The organism is Agromyces bracchium (assembly GCF_009709675.1).
GTDB lineage: Bacteria > Actinomycetota > Actinomycetes > Actinomycetales > Microbacteriaceae > Agromyces > Agromyces bracchium.
Genome location: NZ_WMLB01000016.1, coordinates 14,231 through 28,448, shown reverse-complemented (window position 1 = coordinate 28,448; position 14,218 = coordinate 14,231). Strand labels below are relative to the sequence as shown.

Annotated in this window: 15 protein-coding genes; 9 read left to right on the top strand and 6 right to left on the bottom strand. The window is 72.0% G+C overall.

The window, feature by feature from the left end; genetic code table 11:
* Nucleotides 1–9: 9 nt before the first annotated feature.
* The 7 genes from GJ743_RS05035 (at nucleotide 10) to GJ743_RS19425 (ending at nucleotide 7,080) form a co-directional block, all read left to right on the top strand.
* Nucleotides 10–2,964 (top strand): Na+/H+ antiporter subunit A, encoded by a 2,955-nt coding sequence (locus GJ743_RS05035; protein WP_155050831.1) that lies wholly within the window; start codon nucleotides 10–12, stop codon nucleotides 2,962–2,964.
* On the top strand, nucleotides 2,961–3,416 hold the full coding sequence (locus GJ743_RS05030) for an NADH-quinone oxidoreductase subunit K (protein WP_155050830.1): 456 nt from the start codon (nucleotides 2,961–2,963) through the stop codon (nucleotides 3,414–3,416). The genes GJ743_RS05035 and GJ743_RS05030 overlap by 4 nt, the downstream gene beginning before the upstream one ends.
* Nucleotides 3,413–5,026 carry a Na+/H+ antiporter subunit D gene (locus tag GJ743_RS05025; protein ID WP_155050829.1) on the top strand — a complete coding sequence of 538 codons (1,614 nt, stop codon included), beginning with the start codon at nucleotides 3,413–3,415 and terminating at the stop codon, nucleotides 5,024–5,026. Before GJ743_RS05030 ends, GJ743_RS05025 begins: the two co-directional genes overlap by 4 nt.
* Nucleotides 5,023–5,736, top strand: coding sequence for a Na+/H+ antiporter subunit E (locus tag GJ743_RS05020; protein WP_155050828.1), 714 nt, complete (start codon nucleotides 5,023–5,025; stop codon nucleotides 5,734–5,736). The genes GJ743_RS05025 and GJ743_RS05020 overlap by 4 nt, the downstream gene beginning before the upstream one ends.
* Nucleotides 5,733–6,005 carry a monovalent cation/H+ antiporter complex subunit F gene (locus tag GJ743_RS05015; RefSeq protein ID WP_230386514.1) on the top strand — a complete coding sequence of 91 codons (273 nt, stop codon included), beginning with the start codon at nucleotides 5,733–5,735 and terminating at the stop codon, nucleotides 6,003–6,005. The genes GJ743_RS05020 and GJ743_RS05015 overlap by 4 nt, the downstream gene beginning before the upstream one ends.
* Nucleotides 6,002–6,379 (top strand): monovalent cation/H(+) antiporter subunit G, encoded by a 378-nt coding sequence (gene mnhG, locus GJ743_RS05010; protein WP_328288811.1) that lies wholly within the window; start codon nucleotides 6,002–6,004, stop codon nucleotides 6,377–6,379. Before GJ743_RS05015 ends, mnhG begins: the two co-directional genes overlap by 4 nt.
* Nucleotides 6,380–6,882: 503 nt before the next feature.
* Nucleotides 6,883–7,080: a hypothetical protein gene (locus GJ743_RS19425; RefSeq protein ID WP_230386512.1), complete on the top strand. Its 198-nt coding sequence runs from the start codon at nucleotides 6,883–6,885 to the stop codon at nucleotides 7,078–7,080.
* A gap of 33 nt (nucleotides 7,081–7,113) precedes the next feature.
* Here GJ743_RS19425 and GJ743_RS05000 read toward each other — a convergent pair whose 3' ends face one another.
* The 6 genes from GJ743_RS05000 to paaA all read right to left on the bottom strand — a co-directional run bounded on the left by GJ743_RS05000 (nucleotide 7,114) and on the right by paaA (nucleotide 12,031).
* Nucleotides 7,114–7,887, bottom strand: a complete 774-nt coding sequence (locus tag GJ743_RS05000; protein ID WP_155050827.1) for an enoyl-CoA hydratase/isomerase family protein — start codon at nucleotides 7,885–7,887, stop codon at nucleotides 7,114–7,116.
* Between the two features lie 102 nt (nucleotides 7,888–7,989).
* The gene (gene paaE / locus GJ743_RS04995) at nucleotides 7,990–9,246 is read right to left on the bottom strand and encodes a 1,2-phenylacetyl-CoA epoxidase subunit PaaE (protein WP_155050826.1); all 1,257 of its coding nucleotides are present in this window, start codon (nucleotides 9,244–9,246) and stop codon (nucleotides 7,990–7,992) included.
* On the bottom strand, nucleotides 9,246–9,746 hold the full coding sequence (gene paaD / locus GJ743_RS04990) for a 1,2-phenylacetyl-CoA epoxidase subunit PaaD (protein WP_328288822.1): 501 nt from the start codon (nucleotides 9,744–9,746) through the stop codon (nucleotides 9,246–9,248). The genes paaE and paaD overlap by 1 nt, the downstream gene beginning before the upstream one ends.
* 32 nt (nucleotides 9,747–9,778) lie before the next feature.
* The gene (gene paaC / locus GJ743_RS04985; protein ID WP_328288810.1) at nucleotides 9,779–10,693 is read right to left on the bottom strand and encodes a 1,2-phenylacetyl-CoA epoxidase subunit PaaC; all 915 of its coding nucleotides are present in this window, start codon (nucleotides 10,691–10,693) and stop codon (nucleotides 9,779–9,781) included.
* Nucleotides 10,690–10,995, bottom strand: a complete 306-nt coding sequence (gene paaB / locus GJ743_RS04980; RefSeq protein ID WP_067948099.1) for a 1,2-phenylacetyl-CoA epoxidase subunit PaaB — start codon at nucleotides 10,993–10,995, stop codon at nucleotides 10,690–10,692. The genes paaC and paaB overlap by 4 nt, the downstream gene beginning before the upstream one ends.
* Before the next feature lie 64 nt (nucleotides 10,996–11,059).
* Nucleotides 11,060–12,031 carry a 1,2-phenylacetyl-CoA epoxidase subunit PaaA gene (paaA, locus tag GJ743_RS04975; protein WP_155050825.1) on the bottom strand — a complete coding sequence of 324 codons (972 nt, stop codon included), beginning with the start codon at nucleotides 12,029–12,031 and terminating at the stop codon, nucleotides 11,060–11,062.
* 73 nt (nucleotides 12,032–12,104) lie between these two features.
* Here paaA and paaI point away from each other — a divergent pair, with 73 nt between their 5' ends.
* Both paaI and paaK read left to right on the top strand, forming a co-directional pair.
* Nucleotides 12,105–12,641 (top strand): hydroxyphenylacetyl-CoA thioesterase PaaI, encoded by a 537-nt coding sequence (gene paaI / locus GJ743_RS04970; protein WP_328288809.1) that lies wholly within the window; start codon nucleotides 12,105–12,107, stop codon nucleotides 12,639–12,641.
* A 162-nt stretch (nucleotides 12,642–12,803) separates the two neighbouring features.
* Nucleotides 12,804–14,066 carry a phenylacetate--CoA ligase PaaK gene (gene paaK / locus GJ743_RS04965; protein ID WP_155050900.1) on the top strand — a complete coding sequence of 421 codons (1,263 nt, stop codon included), beginning with the start codon at nucleotides 12,804–12,806 and terminating at the stop codon, nucleotides 14,064–14,066.
* Nucleotides 14,067–14,218: the final 152 nt, after the last annotated feature.

Genomic DNA, 14,218 nt, shown 5'->3' with positions numbered 1-14,218 from the left:
GGAGCACGGATGATCCTCTCCCTGCTGGCGTTCGCCGCGGTGGCCCTGGTCACGCCGTTCGCCGCAGGGGTGATGGGTCGCCGCATCTTCCCGGTCATCGCGCTCGTGCCGACCGTCGTGTTCGCCTGGCTGCTGACGTTCGTGCCGGCCGTGGCGGGCGGCGAGGTCGTGACCGAGCGCATCGAGTGGATCCGCGCGCTCGACATCGCGCTCTCGTTCCGGCTCGATCCCCTCTCGCTCCTGCTCGCGCTGATCGTCACCGGCATCGGCGCGCTCGTGCTGCTCTACTGCACCTGGTACTTCCGCGACGACGAACCGTCGCTCGGCCGCTTCGCGGCCCTGCTGCTCGGATTCGCGGGCGTCATGCTCGGCCTCGTCACCTCCGACGACGTGTTCGTGCTGTTCACGTTCTGGGAGGCCACGAGCGTGCTCTCGTACCTCCTGATCGGCCACGACGCGGCCAAGCGCGAGGCGCGCGGCGCCGCGCTGCAGGCGCTCACGGTCACCACGTTCGGCGGCCTCGCGATGCTCGTCGGCCTCGTGATCCTCACGGTCGCGGGCGGCACCACCTCGCTCGCCGAGCTCGTCGCCGACCCGGTCACCGGCGCAGCGGCCGAGGTCGGCGTCGCGCTGGTCCTCGTCGGCGCGATCTCGAAGAGCGCGCTCGTGCCGTTCCACTTCTGGCTCCCGGCCGCGATGGCGGCCCCGACGCCCGTGTCGGCCTACCTGCACGCGGCCGCGATGGTGAAGGCGGGCGTGTACCTCGTCGCCGTGCTCGCGCCCGGCTACGCGGAGCTCGCGGTGTGGCATCCGATCGTCATCGGCATCGGCGGGTTCACGATGCTGGTGGGCGGATGGCGAGCACTCCGGCAGACCGACCTCAAGCTGCTGCTCGCCTACGGCACCGTGAGCCAGCTCGGGTTCCTGATCCTCGTGGTCGGCCAGGGCACGCGCGATGCGGCCCTCGCCGGCACCGCGCTGCTGCTCGCGCACGCGCTCTTCAAGGCGGCGCTGTTCCTCACGGTCGGCATCGTCGACCACGCCGCGGGCACGCGCGACAAGCGGAAGCTCTCGGGACTCGCGCGACGGATGCCATGGCTCGCGGCGTTCGCGACGATCGCGGCCGCCTCCATGGCGGGCCTGCCGCCGCTGCTCGGCTTCGTGGCGAAGGAGGCGGTGTTCACGGCGCAGCTCGAGGCCGGCGCCGCCGGCGGGCCCGACGCGACCTGGGCGTGGGTCGCGCTCGCGGCGGCCGTGCTGGGCTCGATGCTCACCTTCGCCTACAGCGCGCGGTTCGTGTGGGGTGCGTTCGGCTCGCGCCGCGATTCCGAGCCGACGCCGCTGCACCGCGAACCCGCCATGATGTCGCTCGCGCCCGGCGTCCTCGCCGCCGCCTCGCTCGCGACCGCGTTCGCGCTCCCGCTCGTGGAGCCCCTGCTCGACGCGTACGCGACCGCCCTGCCCGGACCGACCGAGTACCACCTCGGGCTCTGGCACGGCCTCGAGCCGGCGCTCGCGATCTCGGCGCTCGTCTTCGGCGTCGGCACGCTGCTCGTCTGGCAGCGCGAGGCCGTCGCCCACGCGCAGGCCGCGGTGCCCGACACGATCGACGCCGGGCGCGGATACATCCGCCTCGTCGGCGCGGTCGACCGCGGGGCGGCGCGGGTCACCACGCTCATCCAGTCCGGCGGCCTTCCCGGCTACCTCGCCGTGATCGTCGCGGTGTTCATCCTCGGCCTCGGCGGCGCGGCCGCGGCGAACGGCACGTGGCCCACGGGCATCCGCCTCGCCGACGGCTGGGCGCAGCCCGTGATCGGTCTCGCCATGATCGTCGCCGCCTCGGCGGCCGTCGTCGTGCGCCAGCGCCTGACGGCCGTGCTGCTCGTGGGAGCGACCGGCTACGGCATGGTGCTGGTCTTCGGCATGGGCGGCGCGCCCGACCTCGCGCTCACGCAGGCGCTCGTCGAGACGATCACGATCGTCGTCGTCGTGCTCGTCCTCCGGCGCCTTCCGCGACAGGTGACGGTGCGTCGCGCGGTCGTCCGGGCGCCGCTGCGCATCGTGCTCGGCGCCCTCGCCGGCATCGTCATGGCCGTCGTCGGCGTGGTCGCACTCGGGTCGCGCGTGCAGCCGACCATCGCCGGAGGACTGCCCGCCCTCGCCGAGGAGGCGCACGCGAAGAACCTCGTGAACGCGCTGCTCGTCGACATCCGCGCCTGGGACACGCTCGGCGAGATCTCGGTGCTCGTCGCGGTCGCGACGGGCGTGGCGAGCCTCATCTTCGTCTCGGGCCGCCAGGGCGGTGCGCCGCGCCTCGGGGACGTCGACCGGCGCCGCCGCCTCCGCCCGGTGCCCGAGCCCGCCGACAGCATGCGCGCGGCACGCCGCCGGCTCGCCGAGGTCGAGCACGAGACCGACGCCGCCGCCGAGGCCGCCGCGACCCGCCAGACCTGGCTCATCGCCGGCCGCACCCTGTCGCCGCGCAACCGCTCGATCCTCATCGAGGTGCTCGTGCGGCTCCTCTTCCACCCGGCCATCGTGGTCTCGGTGTTCCTCCTGTTCGTCGGCCACAACGCGCCCGGCGGCGGCTTCGCGGGCGGGCTCCTCGCCGGGCTCGCCCTCGTCGCGCGCTACCTCGCCGGCGGTCGCTACGAACTCGGCGAGGCCGCTCCCGTCGACGCCGGCGTGCTGCTCGGCACGGGCCTCTTCGTGGCCGCCGGCACCGCGGCATCCTCGCTCGTCTTCGGCCTCACCGTGTTCGAGTCGTCGTGGTTCGAGACCGACGTGCCCGTGCTCGGCACCCTGTCGATCGGCACGTCGACCCTCTTCGACATCGGCGTCTACCTCGTGGTCGTCGGACTCGTACTCGACATCCTGCGCACGCTCGGCGCCGAGATCGACCGCCAGATCGACGAGGCCGGCCCCGACGCCGTACCGGCCGACCCCGCGGAGGTGCGCGCATGACCGCCTCCCTCACGCTCGTGATCGTCGCCGCGGTGCTCTTCGGCACCGGCATCACCGTCATGCTCGAGCGCAGCCTCACGCGCGTGCTCATCGGATTCCTGCTCGTCGGCAACGGCGTGAACCTGTTCATGTTCGTCATGGGCGGGATGCCGGGGCTCGCCCCGATCCTCGGCGACGGCGTCGACCCCGAGGCGATGTCCGACCCGCTGCCGCAGGCGTTCGTGCTCACCGCGATCGTGATCAACCTCGGCATCACCGCGTTCATGCTCGCGCTCATCTACCGCAGCTGGTGGCTCGCGCAGCTCGGCGAGCGCGGCGATCTCATCGGCGACGAGGACGAGATGGCCGAAGACGCCGAGGAGACCGCCGACCTCTACCGCAGCTCCGAGGAGGACGACCGCGCGGTGCAGGCCGTCCTCGACGCGAGCGACGAGGACGGGGGTCGCGCATGACCGACGCGCTCGTGCCCCTGATGGTGCTGCTGCCGCTCCTCGGCGCGGCCGTGGCGCTCATGCTCGGCCGCCGCCAGCGCGCGCAGATGGCGGTGAGCACGGCGGTGCTCGCCGCGGTCGCGGCGATCGCGGCGGTGCTGCTCGCGCAGGTCGATGCGTCGGGCTCGGGCATCGCCGTCGCCGTGGGGGCGTGGCCGCCGCCGTTCGGCATCGTGCTCGTCGTCGACCGGCTGTCGGCGATCATGATCATCATCTCGGCGCTGATGCTGCTCGGCGTGCTCGTCTACGCCGTCGGCCAGGGCATCGCCGACCAGCACCGCGAGACGCCGGTCTCGATCTTCCACCCGACCTACCTGATCCTGTCGGCGGGCGTGTTCAACGCGTTCATCGCGGGCGACCTCTTCAACCTCTACGTCGGCTTCGAGATCCTGCTGTCGGCGAGCTACGTGCTGCTGACGCTCGGCGGCACGGGCGAGCGCATCCGGGCGGGCGTGACGTACATCATCGTGAGCCTCGTGTCGTCGCTGTTCTTCCTCAGCGCGATCGCGCTCGTGTACGGCGCGACGGGCACGGCGAACATCGCGCAGCTGTCGGTGCGCCTGGCCGAGCTGCCGCAGGACGTCCAGCTGATCCTGCACCTGCTCCTGCTCATCGCGTTCGGCATCAAGGCCGCGGTCTTCCCGCTGTCGTTCTGGCTGCCCGACTCGTACCCGACCGCCCCCGCCCCCGTCACGGCCGTGTTCGCGGGCCTGCTCACGAAGGTCGGCGTCTACGCGATCATCCGCACCGAGACGGTGCTCTTCCCCGAGTCCGACCTGTCGACGCTGTTCCTCGTGATCGGCGGGCTCACGCTCGCGGTCGGCATCCTCGGTGCGCTCACGCAGGCCGACATCAAGCGCCTGCTCTCGTTCACGCTCGTGAGCCACATCGGCTACATGATCTTCGGCATCGGGCTCGCGAGCGTCGCCGGCCTCGCCGCGACGATCTACTACGTCATCCACCACATCAGCGTGCAGACGACGCTCTTCCTCACGACCGGCCTCATCGAGCGCTTCGGCGGGTCGACGTCGATCACGCGCCTCGGCGGGCTCCGGCGCGCGTCGCCGATGCTCGCCGTGCTGTTCTTCGTGCCGGCGATGAACCTCGGCGGCATCCCGCCGTTCTCCGGCTTCCTCGGCAAGGTGGGCCTGTTCGTCTCGGGGGCGGATGCCGCGGGCGGAACCCCCGCGACCGAGACCCTCGGCACCTCCTCGCCGGGCCCCGACTGGCTCATCTGGACGGTCGTCGCGATCGGCGCCGCGACCTCCCTCGTGACGCTCTACGCGCTGGCGCGCTTCTGGAACCTCGCGTTCTGGCGACCGAAGGCCGAGCTCGAGGGGTACCGCTCGCGACTCATCGACTCGGTGCAGGAGGCCCCCGCGGGCGCCACGGTCGTCGCGACCCGCACGACGCCCGTGCTCATGCTGGCGGCCACCGCCGCGCTCGTCGCGCTGACCCTCGCCCTCACGGTCTTCGCGGGTCCGCTGTTCGAGCTCTCGAGCCGCGCGGCCGAGAACCTGCGCGACGCGAGCGTGTACGTCTCGATCGTCTTCCCGGGGGGTGTGCGATGACGGATGCCGCGAGCGACCCGGCCACGACGGCCGCGGGCACCGGCGCCTCGCCGGCCCCACCGGCCCCGCCCCGGCCGACCCGACCCGAGGACCTCACCCGGTGGCAGGCGGTGTGGCGGCAGCTGCCCCTGCTCATCGGCCTCGTCGCACTGTGGATCTTCCTCTGGGACCACGTCGACGTGCTCACCGTCACCACGGGCGTGATCCTCGCGATCGCCGTGACGCGGATGCTCTACCTGCCGCCCGTGCTCCTCAGCGGCCGGTTCAACCCGTGGCGCGGGCTGCTGCTCGGCCTCCGCATGATGTTCGACGTGACGGTCGCATCGGTGCAGGTCGCGGCGCGCGCGATCTGGCCGGGGTGGACGCCGATGAATGCGATCATCGCGGTGCAGCTCCTCACGCGCTCCGACCTGGTGACGACGCTCACGGCCGAGGCGATCACGGTCGTGCCCGGCACGGTCGTGGTCGACATCGACCGGGAGCGCGGGCTGCTCTACCTGCACGCCCTCGGCACCCGCACCACCGCCGACCTCGAGCGCGTGCGGCGCGAGGTGCTCGGCACGGAGGAGCGGATCGTGCTCGCCATCGGCACGCACGAGCAGGCCGAGGCCGTGCGCGCGGCGCGACGGCACCGTCGGGCAACCGGGCGGAAGCTCGACGCCACGCGCCCCGAGCCGGAGGAGATCGCCGAACGGGAGGACGACGCATGAGCGCACTGGCCGTCATGGGCATCCTCGCCGGCGTGATGTTCGGCATCGGCGCGATCGCCGCGATCGTCCGGATCATCCGCGGCCCCACCATCCTCGACCGCGCCCTCGCGACCGACGTCCTCCTCGCGATCGCGATGTGCGGGCTGGCCGCCGAGATGGCGATCAACCGGCACACCGACACGCTGGTCGTGCTCCTCGTCCTCGCGCTCTTCGCGATCGTCGGGTCGATCGCGATCGCACGGTTCATCGGGAAGGAGGACCGCTCGTGACCCCCGCCGAGATCGGCATCGGGGCGCTCATCCTGCTGAGCGGGTTCCTGTCGATGGCCGCGGGTGTCGGCGCGCTGCGCTTCCCCGACGTGCTGACCCGCCTGCACGCGGCGACCAAGCCGCAGGTGCTCGGCCTCGCGGTCGTGCTGCTCGCGATCACGCTGCGCGTGCCGGCGTGGGGCGTGGTCTCGACGGTCGTGCTCATCATGACGTTCCAGCTGCTCACCCAGCCGATGACCGCGCACATGCTCGGCCGCGCCGCCTACCGCACCGACGCCCTGCGCCGCGACCTCCTCATCGAGGACGACCTCGGCCGCGACATCGCCGAGCACGAGGAGGAGGACGACGGCGCGCACGAGGATCCGTCGCGCTGACGCGTCTCGCTGACCCCCGTTGCGGCCAGCGGCACGGGCGCGCACAATGTCGACCCGAGGCACGCTCCGTGCCGATGGAGGAACCGTGGATCGCGTCTGGTACGTCGCCTACGGGTCGAACCTGTCCGCCACTCGGTTCCGCTGCTACCTGACCGGGGGCCGACCCGAGGGCGGCGCCCGCACGTACGTCGGGTGCCGCGACCGCACGGAGCCCGCCGAGGACCGGCCCGTCGACGTGCCGGGTGGGGTGTTCTTCGGGGGCCGCTCCCGCGTGTGGGGCAGCGGGATGGCGACCTTCGAGCCGCACGCCCGCGGCAGCGTCGCCGGTCGTGCCTACCTGCTGACGGTCGGCCAGCTCGCCGACGTCGTGGCGCAGGAGACGCGGATGCCGGTCGAGCACGCGATCGAGCTCGACCGGATGCATCCGGCGACCGGGCGTCTTCGCCTCGGACCGAGGCCGGTACCGCACCCTGGTCCGCGTGGGCGCGCGCCGAGGCATCCCCATGGTGACCCTCACCGGAGACCAGGACCGCGACGTCGCCGCGCCGTCCGCCGCCTACCTGCGGACGATGGCGACCGGCCTGCGCGAGTCCCGGGGCTGGCCGCCCGCGATCGTCGGGCGGTACCTCGCCGCGCTCACCGGCGCACGGCCCCGGTGGACGCCGTCGGCGATCGCCGACCTGGTCCGCGCGTCGGCCTGAGACCCCATCCGGCCGTGCTTCGGGCGCCGACGCTCAGCCGCGACCCGTGAACTGCGGCGCGCGCTTCTCCTGGAACGCCGCGAAGCCCTCGCGGTAGTCGTCCGTGTCGCAGAGCGCGGCCTGCGCGCGGTTCTCGTCGGACATCGACGCCCACAGCCCGTGCCGGTGGTCGCGCAGGTCGGCGACGAGCCGCTTCGAGGCGATGAACGCCTGGGTGGGGCCGGATGCCGCCTCCCGCGCCGCTGCGCGGGTCGCCTCGAGCACCTCGTCGGCGGGGAACACCTGCGAGAAAAGGCCCGCGGCGACCGCCTCGCTGCCCGACATCAGCCGCCCGGTGACGATGAGGTCCATCGTGCGGTGCGCGCCGAGGCGCTCGACGAAGAGCGCGTGGCCGCCGGAGTCGAGCGTCGCGCCGAGGTTCTTGAACGGCGAGCCGACCTTCGCGGTGTCGGCGACGTAGACGATGTCGCTCGCGATGAGGAGGCCGAGGCCGACGCCCAGGCACGCGCCGTGCGCGACGGCGAACGTGGGCGCCGGGAAGCGCGACATCCGCTTCAGCAACGGCTCGACGCGCCCGCCGAGGTAGCCCTGCACGTCGTCATCGCGCGGGTCGACGCCCGCGATGTCGCGCCCGGCGCAGAACGCACGGCCCTCGCCGCGGAGCACCAGGGCGCGCACGTTCGTGTACTCCGCCTGGTCGTAGGCCTCGCCGAGCTCGGCGAGCGCCGCCTCGCCGAGCGCGTTGAGCTTGGCGGGGGCGTTCAGCGTGATCTCGGCCACGCCGTCGTGGATCTCGAGCTCGATCATCCGTCTTCATCTCCTCATCGAGTGCGCGGTATCGCGACGAGTGCGCGACTTCGGGCCTGCGCACTCGTCGCGAAAGCGCGCATCGGGCGGTGGGTCAGGTGCTCACACGTCGTAGTCGACCACGACGCGGTCGGATGTCGCGTGCGACTGGCAGGTGAGCACGTATCCGCGTTCGAGCTCCTCGGGCTCGAGCGCGTAGTTCTCGGTCATGTTGACGCTGCCGTCGACGACGCGCGCGCGGCACGTGCCGCAGACGCCTCCCGCACAGGCGAACGGGACGTCGGAGCGCACGCGAAGCGCCGCGTTGAGGATCGACTCGTTCGCGCTGACCGGGCTCTCAACGGTCGACGAGAGGCCGTCGAGCGTGAACTCGATCGCGACGGTCGGCTCGCCGCGCTCGACCGTGACGGGTCGGCCGTGGCGCGGCTCGGTCGCCCGGTCGGCGTCGGTCGTGAACAGCTCGTACCGGACCCGGCCGACCGGCACGTCGCGGGCCTCGAGCGTGTCGCGCGCGAGCTGCACGAGCTCGAACGGCCCGCACAGGAACCACTCGTCGACCGTCGACGGCGGGATGAGCGCGTCGAGCATGCGCTCGAGCTTCTCGGCGTCGATGCGGCCCGAGAGCAGCGGCGCGGTGCGCTGCTCGCGCGAGAGCACGTGGTGCAGCGCGAGCCGGGCCGGGTAGCGGTCCTTCAGCTCGGCGAGCTCCTCGAGGAACATCACGTCGCGCGTCGACCGGTTCGTGTAGACGAGCGTGAAGCGCGCGTCATCCGATCGGGCGAGCACGGTGTGCGCGAGTGCCATGAGCGGCGTGATGCCCGATCCGGCGGCGATGCCGACGACGTGCTTGCCGTCGAGCGAGTCGAGCCCCGAGGTGAACGTGCCCTGCGGGCTCATCACGTCGATGCGGTCGCCCGCGGCGAGTTCGCTGTTCGCCCACGTCGAGAACCGTCCGCCGAGGTCGCGCTTGATCGCGACCGACACGCTGCCGCGCACGGGCGGCCGGCAGATCGAGTACGACCGGCGCAGCTCGTGCCCGTCGAAATCGCGCCGCAGCGCGACGTACTGGCCGGGCAGGTAGGCGTAGTCGTCGGCGAGCTCGTCGGGCACCGCGAAGGTGACCTCGACCGAGTCGTCCGTCAGCGGACGCACCTCGGCGACCTCGAGCGAGTGGAAGCGCGCGCGGCGGCGCTTCGGGGCGGTGTCGCCGCCGACCGCGCTCTGCAGGAACGCGTCGGCGATCGCGGCATCCGCGTCGAGCGTGCCGGCGGGGGTGCCGGCGGCGTCGCGGGTCTCGGTACGGGGCTGCGCCCCTACTCGACCACCGGTCGTCGTGGAGCCCAGGTTGATCGCGGCCATCAGAGCACCTTGAAGTAGTCGAAGGGCTCGAGGCAGTCGCGGCACTCGTAGAGCGCCTTGCACGAGGTCGAGCCGAAGCGGGCGAGTTCGCGGGTGTTCAGGGAGTCGCAGCGCGGGCACTTGACCGCCATCTGCAGGCGGATCGGCCCGGCGTCGCGCACGGGCGCGTGGCCCGATGGCGCCTGGATGCCGTACTTCCGGAGCTTGTCCTTCCCGGACTCGCTCATCCAGTCGGTGGTCCACGCGGGCGCGAGCACCATCCGCACGTCGACGTCGTCGTAGCCCGCGTGCGTGAGCGCGAGCACGACGTCGTCGCGCATGGCGTCCATCGCGGGGCATCCGCTATACGTGGGCGTGAGCTCGACGTGCACGCCGCCATCGTCGTCGACGGCGACCGAGCGCAGCACTCCGAGGTCTTCGATCGTGAGCACGGGGACCTCGGGGTCGGTCACGGTCGCGGCGACGTCCCAGGCCGCGCGCGCGGCCGGGTCGCTCGGCACGGGTCGGGCGACGGATGCCTCGCGCGCGCCGGTCACCACGACGCTCCCGGGTGCACGCGGGCGAGCACCTGCATCTCGGCGAGCAGCGGTCCGAGGTGCTCGGTGTGCTTCCCCTCGCGGCCGCGGCCGTCGACGGTGAACGCGGTGCGGCCCTCAGGACGGGCCAGCTCGGCCTCGGCGAACACCTGGTCGATCACGGCGTCGAACGTCTCGCGGAGCGACGACGGCAGCGGCGCGATGCCCTCCTCGGCGAGCCGGGCGACGACCTCGTCGTCGCGGAACAGCTCGTCGACGTACGGCCAGGTCTGCTCGACCGCGCGGAGCATGCGGCGGCGCGACTCGTCGGTGCCGCCCGCGAGGCGGAGGGTCCACTGGATCGCGTGGTCGCGGTGGTAGTCGACCTCCTTCGACGCCTTCGCCGCGATCGCCGCGAGCGTGGCATCCGTCGACCCCTCGAGGCGTCGGTAGAGCTCGACGAGGTACGTCGACGCCACCAGCTGGCGGGCGATGGTGTGCGCGAAGTCGCCGTTCGGCTGCTCGAACAGCCAGGCGTTGCGGAACTCGGGCTCGTCGCGGAAGTACGCGAGGTCGTCCTCGCTGCGGCCGTCGTACGTGCCCGCGTAGTGCAGCAGCGAACGCGCGTGCCCGAGCAGGTCGAGCGCGATGTTGCCGAGCGCGACGTCCTCCTCGAGCTCGGGCGCGCGCGTGATCCAGTCGCCGAGGCGCTGGGCGAGCACGAGCGCGTCGTCGCCGAGGCCGAGCGCGTAGGCGGCGACGTCGGCGGATGCCGCGTGGCCGGCGCCGGCCGCCTCGCCGGCGAGCTCCTCGGCGAGCGCGACGCGGTCGACCGTGACGTCGCCGTGCGGGTCGGTCTCGCCGTGCGGATCCTCCGGTGATCGAGTAGCAGCCGAAGGCCGCGTATCGAGATCGGGCGTCTCGGCGCTCACAGGTGCTTCACCCCTTCGGACTTCGTGTAGTACACCGCGTGCCGGTAGTTCTTGCCCGCGGGGCTCTCGAAGAACGCGCCCTTCGCGTCGGGGTCGCTCGTCGTGACCGCGTCGGCGGGCACGACCCAGATCGACACGCCCTCGTTGCGCCGGGTGTACAGGTCGCGGGCGTTTCGCACGGCCATGTCGGCGTCGGGCGCGTGCAGCGACCCGACGTGCACGTGGCTCAGTCCGCGGTTGGCGCGCACGAAGACCTCCCACAGGGGCCAGGCCTCGGTGCCGGTCTCGCCGGGGGTGCTCATCGATGATCTCCTTCGGTCTCGATACGCGTCGCCTTCGGCGGCGCTACTCGACCACCGCACGTCGTCATGCGGCGGACTGCTGCTTCAGGGCCTGCTTGCGGGCGTACTCGGCCGCGGCCTCGCGCACCCAGGCGCCCTCCTCGTGGGCCTCGCGGCGGCGGCGCAGGCGCTCGGCGTTCGCGGGGCCGCGACCGGCGAGCACCTCGTGGAACTCGGTCCAGTCGATCTCGCTCATGTCGTACGCCTGGCGCTCCTCGTTCCAGGCGAGGTTCGGGTCGGGGAGCGTGACGCCGAGCACCTCGGCCTGCGGCACGAGCATGCCGACGAAGCGCTGGCGCAGGTCGTCGTTGGAGAAGCGCTTGATGTTCCACGCCATCGACTGCGCCGAGTTCGGCGACTCGTCGTCGGGCGGCCCGAACATCATGAGCGAGGGCCAGTACCAGCGGTTCACGGCGTCCTGCGCCATCTCGCGCTGCGCCTCGGTTCCCTGCATGAGCTCGAGCAGGATCTCGAAGCCCTGGCGCTGGTGGAACGACTCCTCCTTGCAGATGCGCACCATCGCGCGGCCGTACGGGCCGTAGGAGGCGCGGCACAGCGGCACCTGGTTGCAGATCGCGGCACCGTCCACGAGCCATCCGATCGCGCCCATGTCGGCCCAGGTCGGCGTCGTGTAGTTGAAGATCGACGAGTAGCGCGCGCGGCCCTCGATGAGCTGCTGCATCATCTCCTCGCGGCCGATGCCGAGCGTCTGCGCGGCCGAGTACAGGTAGAGGCCGTGGCCGGCTTCGTCTTGCACCTTGGCCAAAAGGATGGCCTTGCGCTTGAGGCTCGGCGCCCGCGAGATCCAGTTCGACTCGGGCTGCATGCCGATGATCTCGGAGTGCGCGTGCTGGCTGATCTGGCGGATCAGCGTCTTGCGGTACGCGTCGGGCATCCAGTCGCGCGGCTCGATGCGCGAGTCCTGCGCGATGAGGTCGTCGAAGCGCGCCTGCGCGGCTTCGTTCTCGACCACGGTCAGGTCGGCGGGTGCGGTCATCGTCGACTCCAATGCTCTCGGGACCGGAGGGTGCGGTGTCGAACACTTTACCAACCGATCGTTCAGTTAGTATATGCTGAGGTTCTGCGCCGGGGCAATCAGGGCCGCCGGCGACTCCCCCGCACTCGATGAGGAGCAGCGCATGACGGATGTCGCGACCGAACGCCAGGGCGGCGACCGACCGGCCGACGAGCAGGCGGATGCCGCGGCATCCGATCGCCTCAACCGCGAGATGATGCAGCGCGACCTCGCCTCGGCGATGCTCGGCATGGTCGTCGAACGCGACGACCCCGGGCACGCCGTCGTGTCGATGCGCGTGCGGGAGGACATGACCAACGGCTTCGCCATCACCCACGGCGGACTCGTCTTCACGCTGGCCGACACGGCCTTCGCGATCGCCTGCAACGAGGACCACCGGGTCACCGTGGCCGCGGGCGCCGACATCACCTTCCTGAAGTCCACGGTCGCCGGGCAGACGCTCACCGCGACCGCCGTGCGCCGCGCCCGCAGCGGTCGCACGGGCCTTTACGACGTCACGGTCGTCGACGAGCAGGGCGACGCCGTCGCCGAGTTCCGCGGCCGCTCGATCTCCACCAACCGCACCATCTGACGTTCGGTGGTCGAGTAGCAGGCGAAGCCCGCGTATCGAGACCACCACGATCGATAGGAACCTCCCGTGTCGACGACGACCCTTCCGCAGTCCCCCAGCCTCAAGCCCACGATCTCAGGCCTCGTGCCCGCCGCGCTCGACCAGCTCGACCCCGAGGAGCGCATGAGCCGCGCCGAGATCGAGGCCCTCCAGCTCGAGCGGCTGCAGTGGACCGTGCGCCACGCCTACGAGAACGTGCCCCTCTACCGCCGCAAGTTCGACGAGCACGGCGTGCACCCCGACGACATCCAGACGCTGGCGGATGTCGCGAAGCTCCCCTTCACGACCAAGGACGACCTGCGGCAGACCTACCCGTTCGGCATGTTCGCCGTGCCGATGGAGCAGGTCGCGCGCATCCACGCCTCGTCCGGCACGACCGGTCGCCCGACCGTCGTCGGCTACACGCGCGACGACCTCGACCGGTGGGCGACGCTCGTCGCCCGGTGCCTGCGCGCCTCCGGTGTGCGCCCCGGCATGAAGGTGCACAACGCGTACGGCTACGGGCTGTTCACCGGCGGCCTCGGCGCGCACGCCGGCATCGAGAAGCTCGGCGCGACCGTCATCCCGATGTCGGGCGGCCAGACCGCGCGCCAGGTTCAGCTCATCCGCGACTTCGAGCCCGACGCCATCATGTGCACGCCGAGCTACCTGCTCACGATCGCCGACGCGATGGAGGAGGCGGGCATCGACCCGCGCTCGACGTCGCTCAAGGTCGCGATCCTCGGCGCCGAGCCGTGGACGAACGAGATGCGCCGCCGCATCGAGGAGCGCATGGGCATCGACGCCGTCGACATCTTCGGCCTCAGCGAGGTCATGGGCCCCGGTGTCGCCAACGAGTGCGTCGAGACGAAGGACGGCCCGCACGTCTGGGAGGACCACTTCCTCCCCGAGGTCATCGACGGCGAGACCGGCGAACCGGTGGCCGACGGCGAGAAGGGCGAACTCGTCTTCACCTCGCTGACGAAGGAGGCGTTCCCGGTCATCCGCTACCGCACGCGCGACCTGACCCGCCTGCTGCCCGGCACCGCTCGACCCGGCATGCGCCGCATCGAGAAGATCACCGGTCGCAACGACGACATGATCATCCTGCGCGGCGTGAACCTCTTCCCGACGCAGATCGAGGAGCTCGTGCTCGGCATCGAGCACCTGACGCCGCACTTCATCCTCGAGCTCACGCGCACCGGGCACATGGACGACCTCACGGTCCGCATCGAGCGCCACCCCGACCTCGAGGTCGAGGCGTGCCGGGCGGCGACCGTCGTGCTCGCCGGCCGCATCAAGGAGTTCATCGGCTCGTCGGTGACCGTGCGGCTCGAGGAGCCCGGCACGCTGCCGCGCAGCGAGGGCAAGTACAAGCGCGTCTACGACCTGCGCGAGCCGCAGTGATGCGCGGCCTGGGTGGTCGAGCAGGTGCGCCGGCGCCGCACCGCCTCGGTGGTCGAGCAGGCGCGCCAGCGCCGCACCCCCTCGGTGGTCGAGCAGGCGCGCCAGCGCCGCACCCCCTCGGTGGTCGAGTAGGCGCGCCAGCGCCGTATCGA